General features: G+C 55.0%; 22 protein-coding genes and 1 tRNA gene. 16 read left to right on the top strand and 7 right to left on the bottom strand.

Annotation, left to right across the window (positions count from 1 at the left end; genetic code table 11):
- Nucleotides 1-100 precede the first annotated feature (100 nt).
- The 3 genes from BLR09_RS10790 (at nucleotide 101) to BLR09_RS10775 (ending at nucleotide 2741) form a co-directional block, all read left to right on the top strand.
- Nucleotides 101-1225: an aminotransferase class V-fold PLP-dependent enzyme gene (locus BLR09_RS10790; RefSeq protein WP_093201625.1), complete on the top strand. Its 1125-nt coding sequence runs from the start codon at nucleotides 101-103 to the stop codon at nucleotides 1223-1225.
- A gap of 54 nt (nucleotides 1226-1279) precedes the next feature.
- Nucleotides 1280-2251, top strand: a complete 972-nt coding sequence (locus BLR09_RS10785) for a Gfo/Idh/MocA family protein (protein WP_093201622.1) — start codon at nucleotides 1280-1282, stop codon at nucleotides 2249-2251.
- Nucleotides 2252-2667: 416 nt separating this feature from the next.
- Nucleotides 2668-2741, top strand: a tRNA-Asp gene (locus tag BLR09_RS10775).
- A 144-nt stretch (nucleotides 2742-2885) separates the two neighbouring features.
- Here BLR09_RS10775 and BLR09_RS10770 read toward each other — a convergent pair.
- Nucleotides 2886-4118, bottom strand: a complete 1233-nt coding sequence (locus BLR09_RS10770; protein ID WP_093201617.1) for an alpha/beta fold hydrolase — start codon at nucleotides 4116-4118, stop codon at nucleotides 2886-2888.
- Nucleotides 4119-4418: 300 nt separating this feature from the next.
- Nucleotides 4419-4616, bottom strand: a complete 198-nt coding sequence (locus BLR09_RS10765; RefSeq protein WP_093201614.1) for a hypothetical protein — start codon at nucleotides 4614-4616, stop codon at nucleotides 4419-4421.
- Nucleotides 4617-4752: 136 nt separating this feature from the next.
- On the opposite strand from BLR09_RS10765, the gene BLR09_RS10760 reads away from it, so the two are divergent.
- The 6 genes from BLR09_RS10760 to BLR09_RS10735 all read left to right on the top strand — a co-directional run bounded on the left by BLR09_RS10760 (nucleotide 4753) and on the right by BLR09_RS10735 (nucleotide 7133).
- Nucleotides 4753-4977, top strand: a complete 225-nt coding sequence (locus tag BLR09_RS10760; protein ID WP_093202833.1) for a helix-turn-helix domain-containing protein — start codon at nucleotides 4753-4755, stop codon at nucleotides 4975-4977.
- A gap of 16 nt (nucleotides 4978-4993) precedes the next feature.
- Nucleotides 4994-5200, top strand: a complete 207-nt coding sequence (locus tag BLR09_RS10755; protein ID WP_245689908.1) for a helix-turn-helix transcriptional regulator — start codon at nucleotides 4994-4996, stop codon at nucleotides 5198-5200.
- Between the two features lie 304 nt (nucleotides 5201-5504).
- Nucleotides 5505-5813: a hypothetical protein gene (locus BLR09_RS25305; protein WP_218126645.1), complete on the top strand. Its 309-nt coding sequence runs from the start codon at nucleotides 5505-5507 to the stop codon at nucleotides 5811-5813.
- A 30-nt stretch (nucleotides 5814-5843) separates the two neighbouring features.
- Complete coding sequence (locus tag BLR09_RS10745) at nucleotides 5844-6368, top strand: DUF6705 family protein (protein WP_093201607.1); 525 nt, start codon at nucleotides 5844-5846, stop codon at nucleotides 6366-6368.
- A gap of 169 nt (nucleotides 6369-6537) precedes the next feature.
- Complete coding sequence (locus BLR09_RS10740) at nucleotides 6538-6735, top strand: cysteine-rich CWC family protein (protein ID WP_093201604.1); 198 nt, start codon at nucleotides 6538-6540, stop codon at nucleotides 6733-6735.
- On the top strand, nucleotides 6732-7133 hold the full coding sequence (locus BLR09_RS10735; RefSeq protein WP_093201602.1) for an acyl-CoA thioesterase: 402 nt from the start codon (nucleotides 6732-6734) through the stop codon (nucleotides 7131-7133). Before BLR09_RS10740 ends, BLR09_RS10735 begins: the two co-directional genes overlap by 4 nt.
- Before the next feature lie 26 nt (nucleotides 7134-7159).
- Here the strand turns inward: BLR09_RS10735 and BLR09_RS10730 are convergent, their stop codons facing one another.
- The 3 genes from BLR09_RS10730 to BLR09_RS10720 all read right to left on the bottom strand — a co-directional run bounded on the left by BLR09_RS10730 (nucleotide 7160) and on the right by BLR09_RS10720 (nucleotide 9639).
- A complete protein-coding gene (locus tag BLR09_RS10730; protein ID WP_245689907.1) occupies nucleotides 7160-8206 on the bottom strand; it encodes a sialidase family protein in 1047 nt (348 codons plus the stop codon).
- Nucleotides 8207-8464: 258 nt separating this feature from the next.
- Entirely contained in the window at nucleotides 8465-8716 is a 252-nt protein-coding gene (locus BLR09_RS10725) for a VOC family protein (RefSeq protein WP_245689906.1), read from the bottom strand.
- 53 nt (nucleotides 8717-8769) lie between these two features.
- On the bottom strand, nucleotides 8770-9639 hold the full coding sequence (locus tag BLR09_RS10720; protein WP_093201599.1) for a sugar phosphate isomerase/epimerase family protein: 870 nt from the start codon (nucleotides 9637-9639) through the stop codon (nucleotides 8770-8772).
- A 117-nt stretch (nucleotides 9640-9756) separates the two neighbouring features.
- Here BLR09_RS10720 and BLR09_RS10715 point away from each other — a divergent pair, with 117 nt between their 5' ends.
- Entirely contained in the window at nucleotides 9757-10944 is a 1188-nt protein-coding gene (locus BLR09_RS10715) for an MFS transporter (RefSeq protein WP_245689905.1), read from the top strand.
- Complete coding sequence (locus BLR09_RS10710; protein WP_093201597.1) at nucleotides 10941-11690, top strand: DeoR/GlpR family DNA-binding transcription regulator; 750 nt, start codon at nucleotides 10941-10943, stop codon at nucleotides 11688-11690. The genes BLR09_RS10715 and BLR09_RS10710 overlap by 4 nt, the downstream gene beginning before the upstream one ends.
- 186 nt (nucleotides 11691-11876) lie before the next feature.
- Here BLR09_RS10710 and BLR09_RS10705 read toward each other — a convergent pair whose 3' ends face one another.
- Nucleotides 11877-12404 (bottom strand): hypothetical protein, encoded by a 528-nt coding sequence (locus BLR09_RS10705; protein ID WP_093201594.1) that lies wholly within the window; start codon nucleotides 12402-12404, stop codon nucleotides 11877-11879.
- A 399-nt stretch (nucleotides 12405-12803) separates the two neighbouring features.
- Between BLR09_RS10705 and BLR09_RS10700 the strand changes: the two genes are divergently transcribed.
- The 5 genes from BLR09_RS10700 (at nucleotide 12804) to BLR09_RS10680 (ending at nucleotide 21187) form a co-directional block, all read left to right on the top strand.
- Nucleotides 12804-14975 carry an alpha-galactosidase gene (locus BLR09_RS10700; protein WP_093201591.1) on the top strand — a complete coding sequence of 724 codons (2172 nt, stop codon included), beginning with the start codon at nucleotides 12804-12806 and terminating at the stop codon, nucleotides 14973-14975.
- A 12-nt stretch (nucleotides 14976-14987) separates the two neighbouring features.
- Nucleotides 14988-18305, top strand: coding sequence for a DUF5107 domain-containing protein (locus BLR09_RS10695; RefSeq protein WP_093201589.1), 3318 nt, complete (start codon nucleotides 14988-14990; stop codon nucleotides 18303-18305).
- Nucleotides 18306-18315: 10 nt separating this feature from the next.
- The gene (locus BLR09_RS10690; RefSeq protein WP_093201586.1) at nucleotides 18316-19644 is read left to right on the top strand and encodes a sugar porter family MFS transporter; all 1329 of its coding nucleotides are present in this window, start codon (nucleotides 18316-18318) and stop codon (nucleotides 19642-19644) included.
- 47 nt (nucleotides 19645-19691) lie between these two features.
- The gene (locus BLR09_RS10685; protein ID WP_093201583.1) at nucleotides 19692-20594 is read left to right on the top strand and encodes an AraC family transcriptional regulator; all 903 of its coding nucleotides are present in this window, start codon (nucleotides 19692-19694) and stop codon (nucleotides 20592-20594) included.
- A gap of 149 nt (nucleotides 20595-20743) precedes the next feature.
- Nucleotides 20744-21187, top strand: a complete 444-nt coding sequence (locus BLR09_RS10680; protein ID WP_093201581.1) for a hypothetical protein — start codon at nucleotides 20744-20746, stop codon at nucleotides 21185-21187.
- Nucleotides 21188-21331: 144 nt separating this feature from the next.
- Here the strand turns inward: BLR09_RS10680 and BLR09_RS10675 are convergent, their stop codons facing one another.
- Nucleotides 21332-22864 (bottom strand): RagB/SusD family nutrient uptake outer membrane protein, encoded by a 1533-nt coding sequence (locus BLR09_RS10675; RefSeq protein WP_093201578.1) that lies wholly within the window; start codon nucleotides 22862-22864, stop codon nucleotides 21332-21334.
- Nucleotides 22865-22867: the final 3 nt, after the last annotated feature.

Here is a 22867-nt window from a genome sequence, read left to right as displayed (position 1 = left end):
TTTAGAGTTATGGGTAGGGAAATGCTTTTACTATGCCAACTCTAAACTTCAAACTCTAAACTTAAAAACTAACTCCCTATACAGGTTCACCCCTTTTACTATGTCTCTTACTTTCTTCACTCCCGGGCCGGCGGAATTGTATCCGACCGTCGCGAACCATATTCAGTCGGCACTCGCTGAGCAGATCGGGTCGATTTCGCACCGTTCTGCGCAGTTCCGGCGTATTTACCAGCATACAGACGAGCAGCTCCGGGCTTTGCTGAATGTCCCGTCTACCCATGCCATCCTGTTTACCGGTTCTGCCACGGAAATCTGGGAACGGATGCTGCAGAACTGCGTGGAATTTGAAAGCTTTCACTGCGTGAACGGATCGTTTTCCCGGAAGTTTTACGATACGGCGGTGGACCTGAAAAAGTTTGCCCACCTCGTCGAAAAACCGCTGGGGCAGGGCTTTGACTATGAGGAATTTTCGAAGGTGACGGAAGGTTCGCCCAAAAAAGCCGAGGAAACCGGAGACAAAATCCGGATTCCGGAGTATGCTGAGCTGGTCTGCCTGACGGCCAACGAAACCTCCACCGGTGTGCAGATGCGGGGCGTGGATATCAACAAGCTGAAGCGCAGCCACCGGTCCAAGCTGTTTTGCGTCGACATGGTGTCTTCAGCTCCCTACCATTCCCTGGATTTCGAAGAAGTGGATTCTGCCTTTTTCTCGGTGCAGAAATCCTTTGGTCTGCCGGCAGGTCTGGGCGTATGGATTGTCAACGAAAAATGCCTTGCGCGGGCCGAACAGCTGAAGAAACAGGAGACGGTGATCGGCTCCTACCACAGCCTGCCCAGTCTCTGGAAAAATTACAAGAATTTTGAAACGCCGGAGACGCCCAACGTCTGGAATATTTACCTCCTTGGGAAAGTCGCCGAAGACATGAACCGCCTCGGTGTGGATCATATCCGGAAAGATACCGATGCCAAGGCCCGGAAGATTTATGATTTTCTGGAAAAGGCCGATGGGTTCGAGCCGTTTGTGAAAAATACCGAACACCGTAGTCCGACGGTCGCCGTCGCCAATACCAAAGAGCCCGCCAAAGAGATTATTGAGCGGGTGAAGGCGCAGGGTATGCTGATCGGCAGCGGATATGGCAAAGCGAAAGATAACCAGCTCCGCATCGCCAACTTCCCGGCGGTGTCGATGGAGCAGGTCGAGCGCCTGCTCGACGCCTTGAAATAAACCGGAACGGGTGGGTGGAAGCTCACCCGTTTTTTATTTTCCTCTCAAACCATCATGAACTGGGGTATTCTTGCACCGGGCCGCATCGCCCGGAAATTCACCGCTGATCTGAAACATGTACCGGGCGCGCGACTGATCGCCGTAGGCTCCCGCAGTCATGAGCGTGCACTGGCTTTTGCCTCCGAATTCGGCGTTCCAAACGCATACGGCAGCTATGCCGAGCTCGTAGCCGATCCGGCCGTAGACGTCATCTACATCGCCTCGCCGCATTCCGAACATTTTGAGCATGTCATGTTGTGCCTGGAGGCCGGTAAGCCCGTTCTCTGTGAAAAGGCGTTTGCTTTCAATACCCGGCAAGTACGGGAGATGACGGCGTTCGCCCGCGAGCAGGGTGTTTTTCTGATGGAAGCGCTCTGGACCCGCCTGAACCCGGGAACGCTGAAAGCACTGGAACTGATTGAAGCGGGGGTGATCGGGGATGTGGTGCACCTGACGGCTGATTTTGGCTTCCGGGCCGACTACAATCCTTCTTCCCGGCTGTTTGACCCCGGCCTGGCCGGCGGATCGCTGTATGACATCGGGCTGTACCCATTGCTGATCAGCAAACTCGTGCTCGGCGTACCGGAAGAGATCCGGGCGGTGGGTACCCTTACCGAAACCGGCGTAGACATGAACTGTTCGATGGCGCTGCGGTTTGCGGGCGGGGCGACGGCTACGTTGTTCTCCACGTTTGCCGCCAAAACCGACACCAGCTGCACGATCTACGGGTCGAAGGGAAAACTCTTCCTCCAGAGCCGTTTTCAGGAAACGACGGGGCTGACGATCATTCCCGAAGACGGAGAGCCGGAGAGCTTATCCGTTGAGCGCATCGGGTTTGGGTATGCTTACGAAGCCCGCCATGTGGAGGAATGCCTCCGCGAAGGGCTGATTGAAAGTGCGCTGCTGCCGCATTCTTTCAGTATCGAACTCATGGAAAGTATGGAGAATGTGAGAAAGCAGATGGGGGTGAGGTATCCGGGGGATTAGGCATGGGGCAGAGGGCAGGGAGCATGGGGTGGTTGGCTGGTGTGGTGACGCGGTCGTCTCTCCCGGGGTGGTTGAGCCCCGTCGAAACCACCCGGCGGAATAGTTTTCCGAAAAAAAAGAAGGCAAATCGATTCACTGCGCAGGTTTCGACCGGGCTCAACCACCGGCTACTGCGGCATGGGGCCTGGAGCAGAGGGCATGGGGAGTTGATCGCTGTCTTACTGCTTAGGGCTTACTGCCTGTGGCTTAAAGCCTTCTCAGTATTTTTCTCGTTCCTAATCCGCTGGTTATCAAAACAAAGTACCTTTTTCAATAAAAAAGCTGAAATTTTGTTCGCCTAACGCTTGCCAAACGGGGTTTGAGGCCCGTATATTTGCAACCCAGTTCGACGGATAAGCCGAGAGAACAAAGGAAACGGTCCGGTAGTTCAGCCGGTTAGAATACCTGCCTGTCACGCAGGGGGTCGCGGGTTCGAGTCCCGTCCGGACCGCAAAAAGCCTGATAACGAGAGTTGTCAGGCTTTTTTGTTGTTTGAGGGTTTTGAGTTGAGAGTTGTTTTCGGTTGACGGTTTTCAGTTTTCGGTTGATGGAGAGAATGAGGGTTGGCCATGTTTGGATGACGCCTATTCGCGCCTTATTTCTGTTTCCAGAAATCTTCCACGGCTTTGATGAAGACGTAAGGGGCTTCGATGGGCGCGTCGTGGGTTTGGCCTTTGAGAATGAGCAACCGTGATCCGGGAATACTGGCGGCGATCAGGCGCGTGTGAGACTCTAGAATCACATCTTTTTCTCCGGCGATGACCAAAACAGGGCAATGGATTTTTGAAAGAGAGGCAGGATCGATATTCGGCTCTGTCAGCATGCAGCGGTTGACCCGTGCTTCCAGTCCGTTCGGATCGGTTTTTTCGAGTTGCCGCAGCCGGAAGCGCATTTCTTTGTTGAGCGAATCGACGATGCCGTCGTTGGAGAGGTTGGCACCCATCGCGACGACACTCTTCACTTTCTCGGGATAATCACGGGCCATCAGGATGCCCGTGATGCCACCGTCACTCCAACCGACAATGTCCACCGGGCCCGTTTGGAGCAGATCGAGCAAGGCACTCATGTCTTTGGCATACAGCTCATAGGTCAGGGTAGTGGTATCGAGGGTGGATTTGCCGTGCCCGCGGGTGTCGACAGCGATGACTTTCCGGTTTTTTGTCCACACGTGAATCTGGTGCTCGAACCGGTGGTGATTTTCCAGCGCACCGTGAAGCAGGAGCACCGGCGCGCCTTCTCCGGAAATCTCGTAATAGATCTTCACACCATTGACGTCGGCGAATTGGCCGGACGGGCTATCCGTCATGCCGTCCGCCATCAAAGATTGTTTGCCAGTGGCGGCTTGCAGATTGGTTACGGAAACCTGTGTGCCTTTGGGCGTATTGCCTAATTGCCAGGGCTTTATATCCGGGCCTTCAAATCCGGTGTTTTCAAGCGGAAGGACATGGGTTCCGGACTTGTCCTGTATTTTCAGCACAATATCATCGTAATAAAACACTGCACGACCGTCGAAAACCGCGCCCACTTCGAGCCGGGTGCAGCGCTTGTCGATCGTGCCGCTGAGGCTCAGTCGGTTCCACTCGTTTTCCCGGAAATGGTCCATCGTGACGCCTCCCTGGGCGCTGCCAACTGATCTGTTGCCGGCATATTCGATGACGGTAAGAGCCGTTCGGGATTCCTCGTCCTCCCGCTCGCCGTAAACCTGCATTTCAAAGGTGAAAGAAGCGCCGGGATAAGCCGATACATCAATCGACTGATAGAAATACGCCGGTTTCATTTGGGCAGCGGCCGGAAGAGAGAGAAAGAAAGCGAGAAGGAAGTGTTTCATGGTTGGAATCGTTACCGGTATCCAAGCTAATGCCGTCGGCTGGTTTTCTCCAATGAATCTCGAAAACAAAGCCTTAAAATCTGTGAACGGTCTGCTGCCTGATTCGTTGGGGAAGGCGCCATCTGGTATGTACAGCGGGAAATGTCGTTGCGCCAGGCGTCAGGAGGCGTGTTTCTTTTTCTCACAGACTACACGGACTTCACAGACGGTGAGATCGCAAAAAATCTTCTGTGTCTTCTGTGCTTTCTGTGAGACACTTTTGTTTTTTTCTCACAGAAAACACAGAAAGCACAGAAATGTTCAGGCTGGTTTGCGGCTGGCTTTGGGATAGGGTTTGACGGGCGTCTGATCGGAGAGTTTCCGCCGGAGCCGTTCGTTGACTTTGGCGATGAGGGTGTTTTGTTCTTTGACGAGGGAGAGGAGGTCCTGAAGGGAGTCGATGTGTTCGAGCTGAACGGCGATGATGCGTTCAAGTTGGGGTTTGGTGTAGTTGAGCATGGTTGGGTTGGATAGAAGATTGTTCCTATAATCGAAACAAATGTACCGAAATTCTGATTAATTAACAAATGGTATTTACTTCTTTTCGGAAAAGATGTCCGGAGTCAATATGTTTAGGTTCAGAAAACCGCAACCCATGACACCCCTCGGTCTCTACCTATCACGCAGATCCATCAACCGTGCCGAAGTATCCCGGCGCACGGGTATCAACAAAACCCGTTTGAGCGAGCTATGCAACAACACCGCCACGCACCTCCGGGCGGACGAGCTATACTTGATCGCATTGGCGATTTCAGCAGATCCCTGTGAGGTATTGCGGGAAGTATGCGGTCATTTGGGGCTTGCTAAGTCAGATGAATAGCTTTTGATTTCTGCAAATGGCTGGTATACCCATCAATCGAATCAAAGAAGTACTAAAAGAGCAGGGGCGTACCCAAACCTGGCTGGCTGAGAGAATTGGTAAGAGCTATGTTGTTGTAACGAACTATTGCAACAACAAAACGCAGCCGAATTTGGAGGTGCTGCGGAGGATGGCGGAAGTACTGGATGTGGATATAAGGGCGTTGCTGTGGGGGACGAGATAGACTCTGGCAAGTTCGTCTGGCCGCCGTCCGTAGCATTCACTACGGACATTTTTAATGGATGGGCTGTGCCTATCGCACACTTATATGAGCAACGCATTTATGATTAATGCGACAGAGGAGGCTTTGGCTAATATCTGTTCCTCTGATGGCCTGACTGCGGAAGACAAAGCCTGCCCGTTAAAAAATTCGTAGCAGGTGCTAGGAATGGCGGGCGACCCGATTTGCTTGTAAGGAAGAGGTATTCCAAAACCCTGCAACTTTGCCTGAAACGCAAGATATTTCCTTCATCCAACCCCTCCAAACCATGCAAATCCCTTTTCGCATCCGCTATCTCCTAGGCTACTACCTCGGAATTGCTTTAATTCCCGCTTTTCTGCTATTACCTACATTCTTCAATCTATCACTTGTGAAAACCCGCTGGCTGGGTATTCCGATCTGGATTGTAATGATAGCATTAACCTGGTTGACGGTGCTGCTGCGGAAGCGGAGTACCTCTGTCCGGACAATTGGTACAACATTGCTTACTGCCGTATTGACGTTTAGCTTTTTTTATTTGCTCTATAGCTTGCTGCTATCAATTGCTACGCGGAAGTTTACCCTGATCGGCTTTTAGTTCAGAAATACTCATTTCACCCCACCCACCATGAAACTCCTCTGCTTCCTCCTGCTCCTCCTCACCATCCCCGCTTCCGCCCAGAAAAAACGCCGTTCCGACAAAACTTCGCTACCGGAACGCGGCAGCCATATCCGCCGCCCCGATAATGCCCTTTTCACCGGCGACTGGCTCTGGACCGAAAACGGAGACTCCATCCGCATTTTCCTGCGTACCGAGACGGTCTATGTGAAGCCTCTGGATATGAAGCTGGATGTGTTGCTGGGCTATTACCGGCATACCCGCGGCGACTCTGTGGTGGCGGATACGTATCAGTACCGGCATACGCCCGAGACAGATCATCACTATACCTTTTACCTGTCTGCTTCCCAGGGAAACCTGAAGGGTACTGTTTCCCGGAAAAACAGCCCCGCCCACGCCCGGATTACCTGCGTGGCGGATGCGTGGCGTCAATCGTTTGTTGTGTACCTGCTTCCGCCGGAGATGTATCTGGCTACGGATGGTTCCCTGCATGAAATCATCCCGAATAAGCTGAGGTTTCGGCGTATCGGGTGATTGGAACAGAATTCCCTTTTTACTTTTATCCTCCAAATCCTTCGTCTCCCCGCTATCTTTACGGGCACATCCTTACGGCTTCTGCTCCGCGGCCGGTTTCCCTCATCCCGCCTTCTCCGAATCGCCCGATTGTACCGGAAACCGCCTTTGGCGCCTGCTTCGCTTTTGCATGGAACATACCTGCCCCCGCTGCCGCAAATTGTTTGACTGCCGGGCCGATCAGATCGGCGTATGCCCCTGTGTGAAAGTGACGCTCACGCCTGAGCAGCAGCGCTTTATACAATCTCAGTACGTGGGCTGCCTCTGCCCGGCGTGCCTGACGGCACTCGGCGCGACGACCGCCCCGGTCTTTTCCCAATCAACATGAATACCGATCAGCCAAGCATCGACGCGCGTATCGCCGCGGCGGAAACCAGCATCTTTAAGGCCGTTTTCCCGAATACGACCAACCACTACGACACGCTCTTCGGTGGGACGGCCATGCAACTGATGGACGAAGTGGCCTTCATCACCGCCACCCGCTTCTCCCGGAAACGGATGGTAACCGTGTCCTCCGACAAAATCAACTTTACACAACCGATCCCGGCCGGCACGATCATCGAGCTCGTCGGCAAGATCGAGCATGTCGGAAATACCAGCCTGCGGGTGGGCGTGGAGATCTTTGTGGAAGAAATGTACGCGGCAGAGCGGCATCGGGCTATTCATGGTTCTTTTACGTTCGTCGCGGTGGATGAACACAAAAAACCGGTGCGGGTGCTGGGTTGAGTATTCAGAATGCCGTGTGACCAACTTCAGTGCAGCGGCAGGACCGCCGTGCTGATGCTCCGTTCGTTTTCCCATACGCAGATGGCCTCGCCCCGGGAGATCGTCACACTCGGTGTTTGTCCGGGGCCGAATTCGGTTGCTTCTCCGAGATCCGTTTGCAGGCGAATGGAGCCGCCCTGCTGGAATGCAGCCACCCAATGCTTCTTGTCGGCCGCGAGTGCGACCTGACGTCCGGGACCGAGCAACGCTTCCGGCTGCCCCGGACGGCAGAGATAGAGCGAACTTTCCCGCCGCCAGGCCGTGAGGAACGATGCCGGTCCGGTCACGGCCAGACCTCCCCCGTCCATCGGGCAGGCATTCAGTTTCCAGGTGCCCAGCCCCAGTTTTTCGGCAGAGGAAAACGACTGTCCCCCGTTCCGGGATTGTGACAGGTACAGATCCCGGGAACCATTGAGCCAATTCCGGAAGAGGACCGCTATGTTGTTTCCTGACGCGGCCACCGAAACCCGGCAGCATTCGCAGACGGTTTCATCCGGCGACTGGTAAATAAGCTGGTTCGGATTCCAGGTGCGTCCGCCGTCGACCGAAAGAGCCCCGACAATTTTGTTGCGCTTATTTCCCCGAAGGTCTAGCCAGGCGGCAAAAAAGCGGTTGTCGGACAGGGCAGTTACAGCCTGAAACCCTTCCCTTCCTATATCCGGCTGATCGTTGATACGGACCGCGTGCGACCACTCCCCGCCGCGCCGGGGCCGCGACCATGCCCACACGTTTCCTGCCTTGTCACTGGCTGTTATAAGCAGTTGCTTGTCGCCGGCAGCAATCTGAGGGCCTCGTGTCGCAATCAGAACGAGCTCTGGCAGTCGCGTCACCGCCAAAGGCTTCGAAAATGTCTTTCCCAGGTCCGCAGAGGAAGCATAAAACAACGTATCCTCCCGACCGAAGACGAGGTGAATCGTGCCACGGCTATCGGCAGTGATTACGGGTAGCTGTCCTTTGCCGAGCAGGGTAACGGAGGAATGCGGCCGGCCGGCTGAAAGAGAAACCGCGATGCCCAGGGTAAGCCAGAAGCGCATGATAGGAGAGGTTAGCGAACGACGGCCCAAGTAAGCGCCGCGAAGGCAGGTTTGCAATCGTGTTTGCCGCGCCAACAACAGGTGGAGAAAATACCATTGCGATTTCACTAAATACTGCCAGGGAGCTGCTATGCCGTGATCTCCACCACATTCCCTTCCGGGTCGAGTGCCACGCTTTCGTAAGTATCGGTCTCCGGTGGTGCGTGGCTCCCCGACAATAGTATGCCCCGTCTGCCCGGAGGCGCTCCGTCCGGGTATTCAGCGCATCTTTGCTATCAACCGACAGGGCAAAGTGGGCGAGGTCCGTTTGGGGTTGGTCATACTTTTTCGGTACGTCAGCCACATCCGGCCGGGCGATCCCAGGCGGCAACCGTCGCCAAACCGAAGGAAATACGACTGCCTCGCGCTGTTCTCGTATTTTTCTCCCGAAACGGCGTCGATATTCCGCTCATAAAAGGTTTTGGCCTGCTCCAGGCTGGTACCCCAGATAGCCAGGTGTTCGATTTTCACAAAAAAAGGAGCGGAGGTCAGCCTCCGCTCCTTAAGGGGTGAGTGTCAGGTGATTATACCGAGAGCGTTTTCATGTATTCCGCGTCGTTTTTCAGGCTTTCCAGCGGAGATTTCGTCGGATATTCTTCCTGCTCCACGATGAAAAGCTTGATACCGGCCTTGCGGGCGTCGCTCAGGGTTTTCTTGAAATCAACAGAGCCTTTGCCGAGGTCGTTTTGTACCGGGCGACCGTTCTCCTTGTTATAATCCTTGATGTGGCAGGCCACATAGCGCTTACCGTACTTTTTGAGGTGCTCGGCCGTGTTGACACCTGCGACGTCGATCCAGCAGAGATCCAGCTCAAAGGATACGTGCTTCGGATCGGTGTTTTCGAGGAGGTACTCCTGCGGGAGCTTGCCTTCGAGGGGGCGGAAGGAGTAATCGTGGTTGTGGTAGCCGAATTTCAGGCCGGCTTTGGCCACTTCTTCGCCGACGCGGTTGAAGTTATCCGCGATTTTCTTCCAGGCATCCCAGGATTTCTGCGCACCGATGTACGGGCAGAACAGGTACGTCAGCCCTGCTCCCTGTGCCATTTCGATCTGCTTTTTCAGTACGTCGTCGCTCTTGGCGGCTGAGCCGAAATCGAAGTGGGTCGAAACCATCTTCACGCCCAGGCCATCGAGGAAAGACTTGGCTTCTTTCGCCTCCATACCCCAGAGAAAACCCTTGGGGCCGGAGTAGCTTTCGAACTGCTGGTATCCCATTTTAGCCAGTTCGGTCATCACGCCTTTCGGATCTTTCGGCAGGATATCCCGTGCACTATACAGCTGTACGCCGAAAGGCTTGATGAGTTTGTGCGGCGCGGCGAAGGCGTCGAGGGAGGTAAAGGCGGCGGCTCCCGCTGCGAGGAGACCAGATTGCTTGAGAAATTCGCGTCGTTGCATGTGAGAAAAATGGAAAGAGTAACCCGGGCTTGATTAAGATTTTTGCAAAGTTTTGCAAATTTGCTGAATATTGCAAAGTCTTGGTCGAATCATCCGGGACACGAAAATAGTGGAAACATGAAAATGACAGCAGAAGGATTGGCATTAGACCTGAAAAAGACCCGGTTTGCGACAGCGGCCTTCTTCCTCGTATGCGGTTTCGGGATCTCGAGCTGGGCACCGATGGTGCCATATGTGAAAGATCGCCTGGGTCTGGACGACAGCCAGGTCGGCCTGCTGCTGCTCTGCCTTGGCGCCGGTGCAATTCTGATGATGCCCGTCACGGGCTGGCTCATCAATCGCGTGGGTTCCCGCCGGGTGATGACCGGCGCGGGCGTGCTCATCGCCCTCTCCCTGCCGTTGCTGCTGGTGATGCACACGGCTCCGCTCATGGCGGTGATGCTGTTTATCTTCGGCGCAGGGGTGGGCAGTATCGACGTGGCCATGAACGCGCACGCCGTGCAGGTACAAAACCTAGCGGGCCGACCGATCATGTCTTCCCTGCACGGGTTGTTCAGCGTCGGCGGACTCTGCGGGCCACTCGCCATCGGTTTCCTGATGAAAACAGGGCTGGATCCGTTGTATGCAGCTTTGTGTGTGTCGGTTTTACTATTGCTGCTGACCTTCAGCCAGGCCGGTTTTCTGATGGATGCGGAGACGGAGCGGACGGTTATGCTACGCTTTTCACCTGATATTCCTTCCGGAAAATCCGGTCGTGTTTCCTGGATGACCGGCTCGGTTTTCTTTCTTGGCGCGATGTGCTTCGCTTCTTTTTTGTCGGAAGGCGCGATTCTGGACTGGAGCGCGCTGTACCTGCGCGACGCAAAAGGTGTGGAAGAGGCTCTCGCGGGCGCCGGTTACGCCGCGTTTTCGATTGCGATGGCAGCGATGCGGCTCGTGGGCGACCGCGTCGTCTCCCGCATGGCGGAGCGCTGGGTGGTAGTCGGCGGAGCGTTTGTTTCCGTACTGGGTTTTGCGCTGATCATCTTCAGTCCGGTATTGTTCGGAAACTTGTCGGGTTTTGTCCTCGTCGGCATCGGCGCGGCCAATATCGTGCCGGTATTCTTTTCGGAAGGCGGGCGACTGCGTAATGTACCGAGCGCCGTCGCGATTCCGGCCATTACAACACTGGGATATACCGGGCAACTCGCCGGGCCGGCACTGCTGGGCTTCATTGCCGAGCATACTTCCCTGGAAGTAGCTTTCGGGTTTACGGCCCTGCTGATGGCGCTGGTGGGTATTTCCTATCTGTTCAAAAAATCATGACGAAAGAAGAACGCTTCGGGTTGATCCTGAAGGAGTTAAAGGCATCGGGGAAGGTATCCTTCGAAGCGGTAGCGTCCCAGTTGCAGGTATCGGAAGATACCGCCCGCCGGGATATCGACGCCCTGAGTAAGAATGGCTTGCTGGTGAAAGTACGCGGCGGAGCGATGGCGCCTTCGGCCAACCCGCTGCTTTTTCAGGACCGGGAAGAACTATTTTCCGACGCCAAGAAAGTCATCGCACTGAAGGCGCTGCAGCAGTTGGCCGGCTGCCGGACGGTATTCATGGACGGAGGAACGACGATGCTGGCGGTTGCGGCAAGTCTCCCGGCAGATACCCGCCTCCGCGTCATTACCCATAACATGGCCCTTGTGCCTGTGTTGGGCGCACATCCGGGAGTGGAGTTGATCGTACTCGGCGGTCAGTACGACCGTGCCACACAAACCAATCTGGGCGTACAAACCTGCCTGGAAGCGGCTCGTTATCAGGCCGATTTATACCTGATGGGCGTCTGCTCCGCTGATCCGGCTGCCGGTATTACGGCGGCTGTGGCAGCAGACGGAGAAGTCAAGAAGGCCGTGCTTGCGTCGTCTCTGAAAACCCTCGCCCTCGTCAACCATGAGAAACTGAATACCGTTGATTTTTTCCGGGTATGTGAGCTCGCGGCGATTGACGGTTTGATTACTGAATTACCCAGCGACGACCCGCGATTGGACGGGTACCGGGCGGGGGGGGTGGAGTTGGTTTGAGCCTGGGGGTTTTCAGTTTGCGGTTTTCTGTTTTCAGTTGGGTGGGCAGACGGGTTTGCTGTTTTTAGGGGTTCATGGAGGATCAGACAATCCCTCGAAAACTGAAAACTGAAAACTGAAAACTGAAAACTGAAAACTGGAAACTGAAAACTGAAAACTGAAAACTGAAAACTGAACCGCCGTTCCTTATTTGATCTTCTTCAGTTCAAAGGATACAGGAAGGACATGACCTTCAATCGGTTTGCTGAGGAAAATTCCCCGTTGATCCGATAGTTGAACCTTCATAATCTTTAAAATCGGATCGTAGTCGATAGTCATCTCCGAAGATTTTCCGAGCGATTCCTCCCGGACAGATCCGCTATACATGCGGGTGTCCGGTTCAGGTCTACTGGGCCCCATTATGATGGTGAAGTCTTTCCCGGTCGGCTTGTCTGAAACTCCGCGCAAAGGGTCGATCCTTTTTCCGTCTCTTTCGTATACATGATTACCGAAGAGGTGTTCAACCCGGATGTTTCCGGCGTGGGTTACCACATCCGTATCGATGTAGAAGGTCAGTTTTTCGTTTCCTTTTGACCATTCCCAAACGCCTTTGAGCGCGCGCTGTGCCGGAAATACGTTGATGGTATCAGTGCGGACGTTCGGTAACGGGGTCTGAGAAAAAACGGCGGTAGTTGTGAGAACAGCAAGCAATAGAAGGGAAGGAAAAAAATGCATGAATAGAGTTGGTTGGTTAGAGAAAAGACGTTTTTCTCTGCTGAATATTTTAAAACCTTTTGAGAATTGTTAATTTCTTCCGGATAGGCTGATGGTGAGTACAATAGCTGCGGCAGGCACAGCCTGCCAAGTAAAAAGTGCGTAGCGGATGCTACGCACGGCGGGAGAGGCCTCAGTCTTTGCGATGAAGCCAGCCCGCTCCCTGGTTAATGCCATACACCGCGATTCCCGTCACACCAACCGAAAACAGAAGACCGAAAACCGAAAACAAAGTACCCATCCTCAACACCAATCCTACCATAAAATAGTCCATCATTCCCATAAAAACCCCCATTTCCGGGACGCCTTTTCCTATTCAATTTTGCCTGTACTTTTTGAAGATTTTGTAACACTATCTTTATGCAGGTATTTCCCGGAAAAAACGTCCGATGGATCGCCCTCGCGGCCGGCTGGCTGCTCGGCAGTACGGCCTTCGCCCAGAACCCGCTCATCCGCGTCGGTACAGAGCATACCCAGCTGGTTCTCAGCGTAGACGGCAAAAAACAACTGACCCAGGTCTATTTCGGTAAGGCGATGACCGCCGCGCCGACGGGCGACGGTACCCCCGCCTATCCCGCCTACGGTACGGATATTTCCGACGCGGCCCTGCGTATCACCCACGCCGACGGCAACCTCACCACCCGCCTGGTCTACTCCCGCCACACCGAAATGGTGGTCGACGCCAACAGCACCCTCACCACTATCTATCTCAAAGACAGCCACTACCCCGACGAAGTCCGGATTTGCTACAAAACCTACCGCAAACAGGACGTTATCGAACAGTGGACGGAGATCGAACACACTGAAAAAAGCGCTATTACCCTGCATAACTACGCATCTGCAGCGCTCGGTTTCCGGTCTGCCCCGTATTTCCTGAGCTATTTCTACGGGGATTGGGCAAATGAATTTAACCTCGTCGAAACAGAACTGACGGAGGGTACGAAGATTGTCGACTCGAAACTCACCGTTCGTTCGAATCAGATGAGTAATCCGTCCTTCCTGTTGTCGGTCAACGGCAAACTACAGGAAGACACCGGCGAGGTCGTCGGCGGTACCCTCGCCTGGCCGGGTAACTGGCAGTTCCGCTTCGAGCTCGACCGCACAAAAAAACTCCAGCTTACCGCCGGCGCCAACCCGTTTGCCGCCGAGTACAAACTCGCGCCGAAGACCGTTTTCAAAACACCCTCTTTCCTCTATACCTGGAGTGACGGCGGCAGCGGAGAAGTATCCCGCCGTTTTCACCGCTGGGCGCGGACGTATGGCCTGCGCGACGGCCAGGCATCCCGCGATATCCTCCTCAATAATTGGGAGGCAACCTACTTCGATTTCGACGAGACGAAGCTGTCGGCTATTATCAAAGACGCCGCCAGCATGGGGTTTGAGCTCTTTCTGCTCGACGACGGCTGGTTTGGGACCAAATACCCCCGCAATAACGACGACGCCGGGTTGGGCGACTGGACCGTCAACCCGAAAAAACTCCCGCATGGCCTGTCTTACCTCGCTGAAGAGTGCCGCAAACGCAACCTGAAATTCGGTATCTGGGTGGAGCCGGAGATGGTGAATCCCAAGAGCGAACTATATGAAAAACACCCGGAATGGGTCCTGACGGCAGCAAACCGTGAGCTGGATCTCCAGCGGAATCAGCTCATTCTCGACCTGACCAACCCGGCTGTCCAGGAGTATGTCTATTCCGTCCTCGAAAAAACCGTTACCGAAAACAAAGGTATCAGCTACCTCAAGTGGGACTGCAACCGCTACCTCACCAACCCCGGATCGAGTTACCTCGGGGCTGACAAACAGTCGCATTTATTTGTGGAGTATTCCCGCGGACTGATGAAGGTACTGGAGCGTTTCCGGAAGAAATTCCCGGACATTACCGCGATGGTCTGCTCCGGCGGCGGCGGGCGGATGGACTACGGCACGATGCCTTATTTTCAGGAATATTGGTCGAGCGATAATACCGATGCCCTCGACCGCATCCGTATCCAATGGGGCGTAACGCACTTCTTCCCGGCCATCGGCCTGGCCTCGCACGTGTCGGTGACGCCGAACCACATCACCGGCCGGGCTACGCCGCTGAAGTTCCGTTTCGACGTCGCCATGTCCGGGAAACTGGGTATGGATCTTCAGCCGGGACAGATGTCTCCCGACGAAAAAGCATTCTCTCAAAAGGCAATTCAGACGTACAAGCAAATCCGCGGAACGGTACTCCACGGAGATTTGTACCGGTTGCAGTCGCCCTACACGCACGACCGCGCCGCTATTTCCTACGTTTCTGAACGGCAGGACAGCGTGGTGGTCTTTCATTACCTGCTGAAAAAAGCGATTTACGGGGATAAATCGACCGTCCGCCTCAAAGGCCTGAAAAAAGACGGCGTCTACAAACTGACTGAGATCAACAAAGGCTCGTTTACCCGCCTGGGCGATTACGAAGGCAAGACCTTCACCGGCGAGTTTCTGATGACGCAGGGCCTGCCTTTTACGCTATACAACGAATTTGAGAGTGCCGCTTTTGTCCTTTCGCTCCAATAAAGAAAATCAATCATGAACGTAACTGCATGGGTCGAAAAAGTCACCCTTCCGACGTACAAAGCCGGTGAGCCGGAGAAAAACCCGATGTTTCTCGAAAAGCGGGTCTACCAGGGCAGCAGCGGAGTCGTATACCCGCATCCGGTCATCGAAAGCCTGTCTGACGAAAAAACAGATGAGGAATATACCGCCGTCTTCCTCGAAAACGACTACCTCAAAATCATGATTCTGCCCGAAATCGGCGGCCGTATTCAGCGGGCGTACGACAAGGTGCAGCAGCGGGATTTTGTCTATTATAATCAGGTGGTGAAGCCGGCGCTCGTCGGGCTGGCCGGGCCGTGGATCTCCGGCGGGATCGAATTCAACTGGCCCCAGCACCACCGGCCGAGTACGTTCAGTCCGGTTGATTTTTCGGTTGAAGAACATGCCGATGGCAGTAAAACCGTCTGGGTGTCCGAAACGGAAATCATGTTCCGGACGAAAGGCATGGCCGGGTTTACCTTGTACCCGGACAAAGCCTACCTCGAAATCCGGGGGCGGCTCTATAACCCCACGCCCTTCTCCCAAACCTTTCTTTGGTGGGCGAATCCGGCGGTGAAGGTCAACGACGATTACCAGTCGGTATTCCCGCCCGATGTATTCGCCGTTTTTGATCACGGAAAACGGGACGTATCCGATTTCCCGATCGCAACCGGAACCTACTACAAAGTCGACTACTCTCCGGGTACCGATATTTCGAGATACAAGAATATTCCGGTACCGACCTCGTACATGGCTATTCGCTCGAAGTACGATTTCATCGGCTGCTATGAGCATGATACCCAGGCCGGTATGCTGCACGTAGCCGATCACCACGTTTCACCGGGTAAAAAACAATGGACCTGGGGAAAAGGGGAGTTCGGCTTTGCCTGGGACCGCAACCTGACCGACGAAGACGGCCCCTACATCGAACTGATGACGGGTATGTTTACCGACAACCAGCCCGATTTTTCCTGGATACAGCCCAACGAAAGCAAGTCGTTCGAGCAGTACTTCATGCCTTATTCCCGCATCGGCGCGGTGAAAAACGCAACGAAGGAGGCGCTTGTGAATGTAGAGGAAGTACCGGAAGGTACTGAGGTAAAAGTCTATGCAACAGCGGTTTATAACGACGCGGTTGTTCACCTGTTCGAGGGAGACAGGACCGTCGCCATCTATACCCGCCGGCTTTCGCCCGCCGATGTTTTCGAAGAGATTTTTCCGGGAAAAGTAACCCGTGTACTTGTTTCAGACGCGGTCGGGCAGGAGCTGGTCAGCTGGGAGCCGGAAGTAACGGATGAACCGAAGGAAATCCCCCCGGCGGCTGTCGCGGCGCTTCCTCCGGCAGAGATTGAGCAGATCGAAGACCTGTACCTCAACGGGTTGCACCTGGAGCAGTACCGCCATGCGACCTTCCGTCCGGAAGATTATTACGAAGAAGGCCTTCGCCGCAGTCCGGACGACGTCCGCTGCAACAACGCGATGGGTCTGCTGCTCCTGCGCCGGGGCCAGTTTGCGAAGGCGCAACCCTACTTCGAAACGGCAGTAAAAACCCTCACCCGACGGAATCCGAACCCGTACGACGGCGAGCCATACTACCTCCTCGGCGTATCCCTGTTCTTTCAGCATCGGTACGACGAAGCATACGACGCATTTTTCAAAGCGACATGGAACGATGCCTGGCAGCACAGCGCTTTCCTCTTCCTCGCACGCATCGCGGCCCGCAAGGGCAAAACGACACAGGCGCTGGCGCTGGCAGAAAAATCCCTGCTGCGGCAGTACCATAGCCTTTCGGTCCGGCACCTGAAAACGGCATTGCTGCGCCGTGCCGGTCGGGTAACTGAAGCGGCTGCGCTGGCAGCGGAATCGGTGACGATAGATCGTTTCAATTTCGGCTGCCTGTTTGAACAATACCTGCTGGAGAAGCAAACCGGGGAATCTGCGGCTACTCAGTTGATTATTTTCAAGGAGCGGATGCGCAACGCCCGGCAAAACTACTTCGAACTTGCGCTGGCCTACGCCCATGCCGGTTTCGCCGAAGAAGCATCTCAGGTATTGGACTTTCTGGACGAAAACCACCCGCTGCCGTACTATTACCGGGGCTGGCTGGCGGTTCAGCGTGGAGACGCGGACACTGCCCGGCAGTACTTCGCCGAAGCCTCCGAACAAGATCCAGCCGCTTGTTTCGCCAACAAACTCGAGGAAATCGAAATCCTCAGGACTGCGCTGGAATGGAATCCGGCAGACGGAAAAGCCGCCGCCTTCCTCGGAAACCTCTGGTACGACAAGCGCCAGTATCCCGAAGCAATAGCCTCCTGGGAGACAGCTGTTCGCCTTTCTCCCGACTATCCCACCCCGTACCGCAACCTGTCGCTGGCTTGTTACAACAAGCTCGGCCGGAAGTACGATGCCGTCGGATACCTCGAAAAGGCCTTTGCCCTCGACCCGACCGACGCCCGCGTACTCATGGAGCTGGATCAGCTCTACAAAGTAATCGGGAAGCCGGCGGAAGAGCGCCTCGCGGTACTCGACCGGTATCCGGCCCTGGTGGCCCGCCGCGATGATCTGTACCTCGAACGCCTGACCCTGCTCAACTCCCTGTTCCGGCACGAAGAAGCGCAAGCCCTGCTCGCGGCCCGGAAATTTCACCCCTGGGAAGGAGGAGAGGGGAAGGTCGTCGGGCAATTCCTCCTCTGCCATATCGAACTGGCGAAACAGGCTATTCTTTCCGGCGATTTCACGCAGGCCCTGGCGCTGCTGAAGGCGACGGAGGTATATCCCGAAAACCTCGGCGAAGGGAAGCTCTTCGGCGCCCGGGAAAACGACATCGACTACCTCCGGGGACTGGCGCTGGCCGGTCTGGGCAAGAATGCAGCAGACAGCTTCCGCCGCGCCACCGCAGGCAGCAGCGAACCGGCCCAGGCCATTTACTACAACGACCAGCAGCCCGACAAGATCGTGTACCAGGCCCTCGCCTGGCGGCAACTGGGTGAGGAGGAGAAGGCCCGGGAAATTTTCGCCCGACTCGTGTCGTTTGCCGAAGCACATGAGGCCGACGAGGTCCGGATCGATTACTTCGCCGTATCATTGCCGGATATGCTGGTGTTTGAGGGTGATCTCAATCTCCGCAACCGCATTCACTGCCTCTACCTGAAGGGCCTCGGTCAGCTGGGGCTGGGCGAAGCGGCCGCCGGAGACGCCACGCTGGCGGAGGTACTGTCGCTCGACCCCCACCACCAGGGAGCGGCCATGCACCGGCGGATGGCGCCGTTTTTCACCCGGCAGCCCGTCGGAGAAGCACGTTTTCAGCTCTGAACCTATTTCTATGCAACCATCCTATAACCGGTCCTATATCCTCGGGATCTCCTTTATCTCCGCGCTGGGCGGGTATTTGTTCGGGTTCGACTTTGCCGTGATCGCCGGGGCGCTGCCCTTTCTGGAGCAGCAGTTTGGCCTCACCGCCTACTGGGAGGGTCTGGCCACGGGAAGCCTGGCCATCGGAGCGATGCTCGGATGTATCGTCGCGGGCCGTATTGCCGACGCCTTCGGGCGTCGGCCGGGGTTACTCGTGGCGGCGTCGATATTCGGTATTTCGTCGCTGGCGATGGCCGTCAGTCCCGGCCGGGACGCCTTCATTTTCTTCCGTTTCATAGCCGGAATCGGCGTGGGCATGGCCTCGATGCTGTCGCCGGTGTACATCGCCGAAATCGCCCCGGCTTCGCTCCGCGGACGGATGGTAGCGATCAACCAGCTGACTGTAGTGACGGGTATCCTCGTCACCAATCTGGTCAACTACGGTTTGCGCAACAACGGGGACGACGCCTGGCGCTGGATGTTCGGGCTGGGAGCGGTACCGTCTCTGCTGTTTGTGATCGGGACGTTTTTTCTTCCCGAAAGTCCCCGCTGGCTGGTGAAAGCTGGAAAAAAGGACCGGGCGGCGGCCGTGCTCGCCAAAATCGGAAACGAATCGTACGTCCGGGAAGGCCTGGAGAAAATCGGCGCATCCATGCACGGGCAGGCGGCGCCGTCGTTTTCGGCGGTGTTCCGGAAGGGCCTGTTTCCGGTGGTACTGACGGGTATTCTGCTCGCCGTTTTTCAGCAGTTGTGCGGGATCAACGTCGTATTCAATTACACGCCGAAAATCTTCGAAAGCATCGGCGTTTCGCAGGACGGGCAGTTGCTCCAGACCATCTTCATCGGCGGTATCAACCTGGTCTTTACGCTGGCGGCGATGGCGCTGGTGGATAAGCTCGGCCGTAAACCCTTGATGCTCATTGGTTCCGGCGGCCTGGCCGTGCTATACCTGATCGTCGTGGCGTTATTGGGGAAAGGATCGGCGGATGTATCCTGGTTTCTTCTGGCGGCCATCGGAGTCTATGCCATGACGCTCGGACCGGTGACGTGGGTGCTGATTTCGGAGATTTTTCCGAATGCGGTACGGGGCGCGGCGTCGACCGTGGCAATTGTGTGCCTCTGGGCGGCGTACTTCGTGCTCGTCTTTACGTTTCCGCTGTTGTTCGAGCGGTTCAAAGACGCTACCTTTTACCTCTATGCGGGTGTTTGCTTTGCCGGGCTGGTTTTCGTTTGGTTCCGGGTGAAGGAAACCAAAGGCAAGACGCTGGAGGAAATGGAAGAAGTATTCAACGTACATTGAAAGGGCAGGCGGGCGGCGAAGCCGCCCGCCTATTCAGGTGAAACGGGATGAAAGACAAGGCAGTACGCAAACGGGAAGGTTTCGAGGGGCAACGACTGATTGTCCTTCCCCGGAAAATCCAGAATGAATTTCTGGTCAACGACCCCATTACGCAGCAAGTATACATTACCGATATCGGGTACTATCCGAAGGCCCGGTTTCACCATGTCGAGCGGGCACAGGGTATTAGTCAGCACATCATTATCTATTGCATTAACGGGCACGGATGGGCCGAAATCGGCAAGAAGAAGATCGAAGTAGCGCCGTCACAATTCATGGCGATTCCGGCGCATACGCCCCATCGCTACGGCTCCGACGCCGACGATCCGTGGACGATTTACTGGATCCATTTCAAAGGACAGATATCCCAGTATATCGTCGACTTAATCCTGAAAAACGCACCGAATTACAAGCCGACACTGGCCTATAATGCCAACCGCATCAAGCTCTTTGACGAGATTTACGACAACCTGGAAAAGGGGTACAGCGACGATACATTGAAGTACGTCAACATGACATTTCAGCATTTTCTGTCGTCCTTGCTCTACGAAGACAAGTTCAACAACCAGGAAGCGGAGCGGGAAAATCATGTCGTCGAACAGACGATTGAACTGATGCAGAAGCGGGTAGGGGAAGTCGTCAGCCTGAACGAATTCGCGGATTTTGCCAACCTTTCCGTCTCCCATTTCTCAGTATTATTCCGGAATAAAACCGGGTACTCGCCCATCGAATACTTCAATCACCTGAAAATCCAGAAAGCCTGCCAGTACCTCACCTTTACGCGGATGAGTATCAAGGAGATGGCCATTCTTCTCGGCATCGAAGATCAGTACTATTTCTCCCGCATGTTCGCCAAACTGATGGATATCCCGCCGACGGAATACCGGAAGCGGAATCAGTTGGTGCCGTAGTGGCTATAGGCTTTAAGCTGTAGGCTTTAGGCCAGGGGTTCGATTTGGAAATGATCCGCCGACCTATCGCTTACAGCATATAGCTTATAGCCTACAGCTTATCCAAAGATATTCACTAGTTTTGGGTCGATACCCTTCCATCCAATCCTATGAATACTATTGCTCCGACGCCCGTTTCGTATTCCTTTTATGTGAAGTTCTTGTGTGTGGGCTGGATCTTTTATACGCTGTTTATTCTCTCCGCTTTTCTTTACTGGGTTTTTACGGGTTTGGATTCCATTCGTTTTGATCCTGTACCTGGATTTCCGGCGTTTTTGTCTCCGTATTTGTATGGCCTTCTCGTTCTTATTATGGTGCTGAAGGCCTATCTCAGCTTCGCAATTTTGAGAGGAGAAGCATGGGCCGTTTCCATAGGTTATTACGATGCCTGGATTACGCTGGCTTATTTTACCGGTCTGTTTTTCTGGCAATTTATAACCCGTATTCCCTACTTCAATCTCCCATACAGTCGCTCCCTCCGGGTCGATTTCCTGTTCTACCTGCCGTATTTTTGGAATGTCCGCAAGGTTTTTCTGGAGAGCATTAAGCTGTAGGCAAGAAGCAATAAGCAAAAGGCGGTTGGCGTAGAGATGCGCCAACCGCCTTTTACTTATCGCCCGTAGACCTCAGCCTCCACTACCTGCAGCCTATTGCCTACTGCTTAAAGCCTACTGCTTACAGCTTATCGCCTACAGCATCTACTGCTGATACCCCGGATTCTGCGCCGACGGCGGAATCTCCTCATTCTGAAGGATTTCCGTCAACGGGATCGGGTACCGCATGTGGAACTCCTGGATGGTATTGCTCTGCGCCGCCCAATTGTTCCGGGCTTTGATGAGGGAGACAAACTTGCCGGAGCGGATGAGGTCCATGCGCCGCCAGCCTTCAAAAGCCAGTTCCCGCATGCGCTCGTCGAGCATCTTCGTCCGGAAATCATCCTGGCTGATACCGGACGCCCATTTCAGGCTGGCGGGTATCGCTCCGCCAAACGCGCGGTTACGTATCTGGTCGTTGACGATGGTAACGGCCTCGCTTGTCCGGTTGAGCTCATTGAGGCACTCGGCATAGCACAGCAGGACGTCCGCGTACCGCAGGTAAAAGATGTTCTTGCCCGAATACCAGAAGCTCATCGTGCCCTGCGTCCGCGGATCTTCGAACTTCTTCACGTGCGGGTCGAGTTCGTCGCCGCCGAAACCGGAAAGCAGCTTCGGCGCCTCGCCTTTGTACGTGAAATCATAGCGGATACTGGCGTCTTTGCGGGTATCGCCGGTTTCCCAGACACCGCCTTTTGTTACGTCGCTGTAGGCATAGGCCGTCGGAACCATGAGGTCATAGCCACCGAAGGAGCAGTTTCCGTCGACCGACGCCAGCGCCCGCGAGCCCATCTGCCACTGCGTCTGGTTGTTGTCAGGGTAGGTGTTGGTAAACTGAAACTCGTAGAGCGACTCGGTCGAGTTGGCTTTCCCCGGATCAAACAGATCTGCATACTTCGGTACCAGGCTGTACTTGCCCGACTGAATCACTTTCTGAAACTGATCGGCAGCCTTTTGGTAGTCCCGGACACCGGCGGCTTGCGGAGCATACAGGTATACTTTCCCGAGCAAAGCCATGGCGGCGTATTTCGTTACGCGGCGCTTATCAGTCTGACTTTCAGGCAAATGGTCCGCGGCAAACTGGAGGTAGCGGACGAGGTAATCATATACCATCGGCAGGGGTTTGCGACCGGTACCCAACTCGGCGATCTTCCCGGCGTCAATTACCGGAATATCACCCCAGTACTGCGTCAGCTCAAAGCATACCGCAGCCCAGATAAAGGAGGCCTCTCCGAGGAGCTGGTTCCGGCGGTTTTCGTCTTCCTTGTTGGTCTGAAGCGCCAGAATAGCCTTGGCAGCTGCCGTTACAATCGGCCAGCGCATGTCCCACTGCTGGGTCAGGGCGTTGTTGCGGGGCGCCAGGAAGCCGTCGTACCGGTCGAGACCCGCCTGATCCGGTTCTGATTTTACCTGAAAGGCGCCCTGCTGGGATTCGTCGCCGCCGAGCTGGAACATAAACCCGCCCCGGTCTTTCCGGGCGTTCCGCCAGCTGGTATACAGTCCCGTGATGAGGGGATCGATGTTTTCAAGTTTGGAAAATACCTGCTCCTGCGTCAGGGCCGTCTGCGGCTCCTGGTTGAGGAAGTCCTGGCACGACATCAGAAATACCAGCGGCAGGAGAAAAATACGTTTTTTCATGGT

Origin of the sequence: Siphonobacter aquaeclarae, assembly GCF_900103285.1 — a bacterium.
GTDB lineage: Bacteria > Bacteroidota > Bacteroidia > Cytophagales > Spirosomataceae > Siphonobacter > Siphonobacter aquaeclarae.
Note: the sequence above shows the minus strand (reverse complement) of the source record. Positions and strands in the feature narration are given on the sequence as shown.

What these genes read in the sequence shown, in the direction of transcription:
- BLR09_RS10790 (WP_093201625.1), top strand. Translation starts at nt 101, where the DNA reads ATGTCTCTTACTTTCTTCACTCCCGGGCCGGCGGAATTGTATCCGACC.
- BLR09_RS10785 (WP_093201622.1), top strand. Translation starts at nt 1,280, where the DNA reads ATGAACTGGGGTATTCTTGCACCGGGCCGCATCGCCCGGAAATTCACC.
- BLR09_RS10770 (WP_093201617.1), bottom strand. Translation starts at nt 4,118, where the DNA reads ATGAAACACTTCCTTCTCGCTTTCTTTCTCTCTCTTCCGGCCGCTGCC.
- BLR09_RS10765 (WP_093201614.1), bottom strand. Translation starts at nt 4,616, where the DNA reads ATGCTCAACTACACCAAACCCCAACTTGAACGCATCATCGCCGTTCAG.
- BLR09_RS10760 (WP_093202833.1), top strand. Translation starts at nt 4,753, where the DNA reads ATGACACCCCTCGGTCTCTACCTATCACGCAGATCCATCAACCGTGCC.
- BLR09_RS10755 (WP_245689908.1), top strand. Translation starts at nt 4,994, where the DNA reads ATGGCTGGTATACCCATCAATCGAATCAAAGAAGTACTAAAAGAGCAG.
- BLR09_RS25305 (WP_218126645.1), top strand. Translation starts at nt 5,505, where the DNA reads ATGCAAATCCCTTTTCGCATCCGCTATCTCCTAGGCTACTACCTCGGA.
- BLR09_RS10745 (WP_093201607.1), top strand. Translation starts at nt 5,844, where the DNA reads ATGAAACTCCTCTGCTTCCTCCTGCTCCTCCTCACCATCCCCGCTTCC.
- BLR09_RS10740 (WP_093201604.1), top strand. Translation starts at nt 6,538, where the DNA reads ATGGAACATACCTGCCCCCGCTGCCGCAAATTGTTTGACTGCCGGGCC.
- BLR09_RS10735 (WP_093201602.1), top strand. Translation starts at nt 6,732, where the DNA reads ATGAATACCGATCAGCCAAGCATCGACGCGCGTATCGCCGCGGCGGAA.
- BLR09_RS10730 (WP_245689907.1), bottom strand. Translation starts at nt 8,206, where the DNA reads ATGCGCTTCTGGCTTACCCTGGGCATCGCGGTTTCTCTTTCAGCCGGC.
- BLR09_RS10720 (WP_093201599.1), bottom strand. Translation starts at nt 9,639, where the DNA reads ATGCAACGACGCGAATTTCTCAAGCAATCTGGTCTCCTCGCAGCGGGA.
- BLR09_RS10715 (WP_245689905.1), top strand. Translation starts at nt 9,757, where the DNA reads ATGAAAATGACAGCAGAAGGATTGGCATTAGACCTGAAAAAGACCCGG.
- BLR09_RS10710 (WP_093201597.1), top strand. Translation starts at nt 10,941, where the DNA reads ATGACGAAAGAAGAACGCTTCGGGTTGATCCTGAAGGAGTTAAAGGCA.
- BLR09_RS10705 (WP_093201594.1), bottom strand. Translation starts at nt 12,404, where the DNA reads ATGCATTTTTTTCCTTCCCTTCTATTGCTTGCTGTTCTCACAACTACC.
- BLR09_RS10700 (WP_093201591.1), top strand. Translation starts at nt 12,804, where the DNA reads ATGCAGGTATTTCCCGGAAAAAACGTCCGATGGATCGCCCTCGCGGCC.
- BLR09_RS10695 (WP_093201589.1), top strand. Translation starts at nt 14,988, where the DNA reads ATGAACGTAACTGCATGGGTCGAAAAAGTCACCCTTCCGACGTACAAA.
- BLR09_RS10690 (WP_093201586.1), top strand. Translation starts at nt 18,316, where the DNA reads ATGCAACCATCCTATAACCGGTCCTATATCCTCGGGATCTCCTTTATC.
- BLR09_RS10685 (WP_093201583.1), top strand. Translation starts at nt 19,692, where the DNA reads ATGAAAGACAAGGCAGTACGCAAACGGGAAGGTTTCGAGGGGCAACGA.
- BLR09_RS10680 (WP_093201581.1), top strand. Translation starts at nt 20,744, where the DNA reads ATGAATACTATTGCTCCGACGCCCGTTTCGTATTCCTTTTATGTGAAG.
- BLR09_RS10675 (WP_093201578.1), bottom strand. Translation starts at nt 22,864, where the DNA reads ATGAAAAAACGTATTTTTCTCCTGCCGCTGGTATTTCTGATGTCGTGC.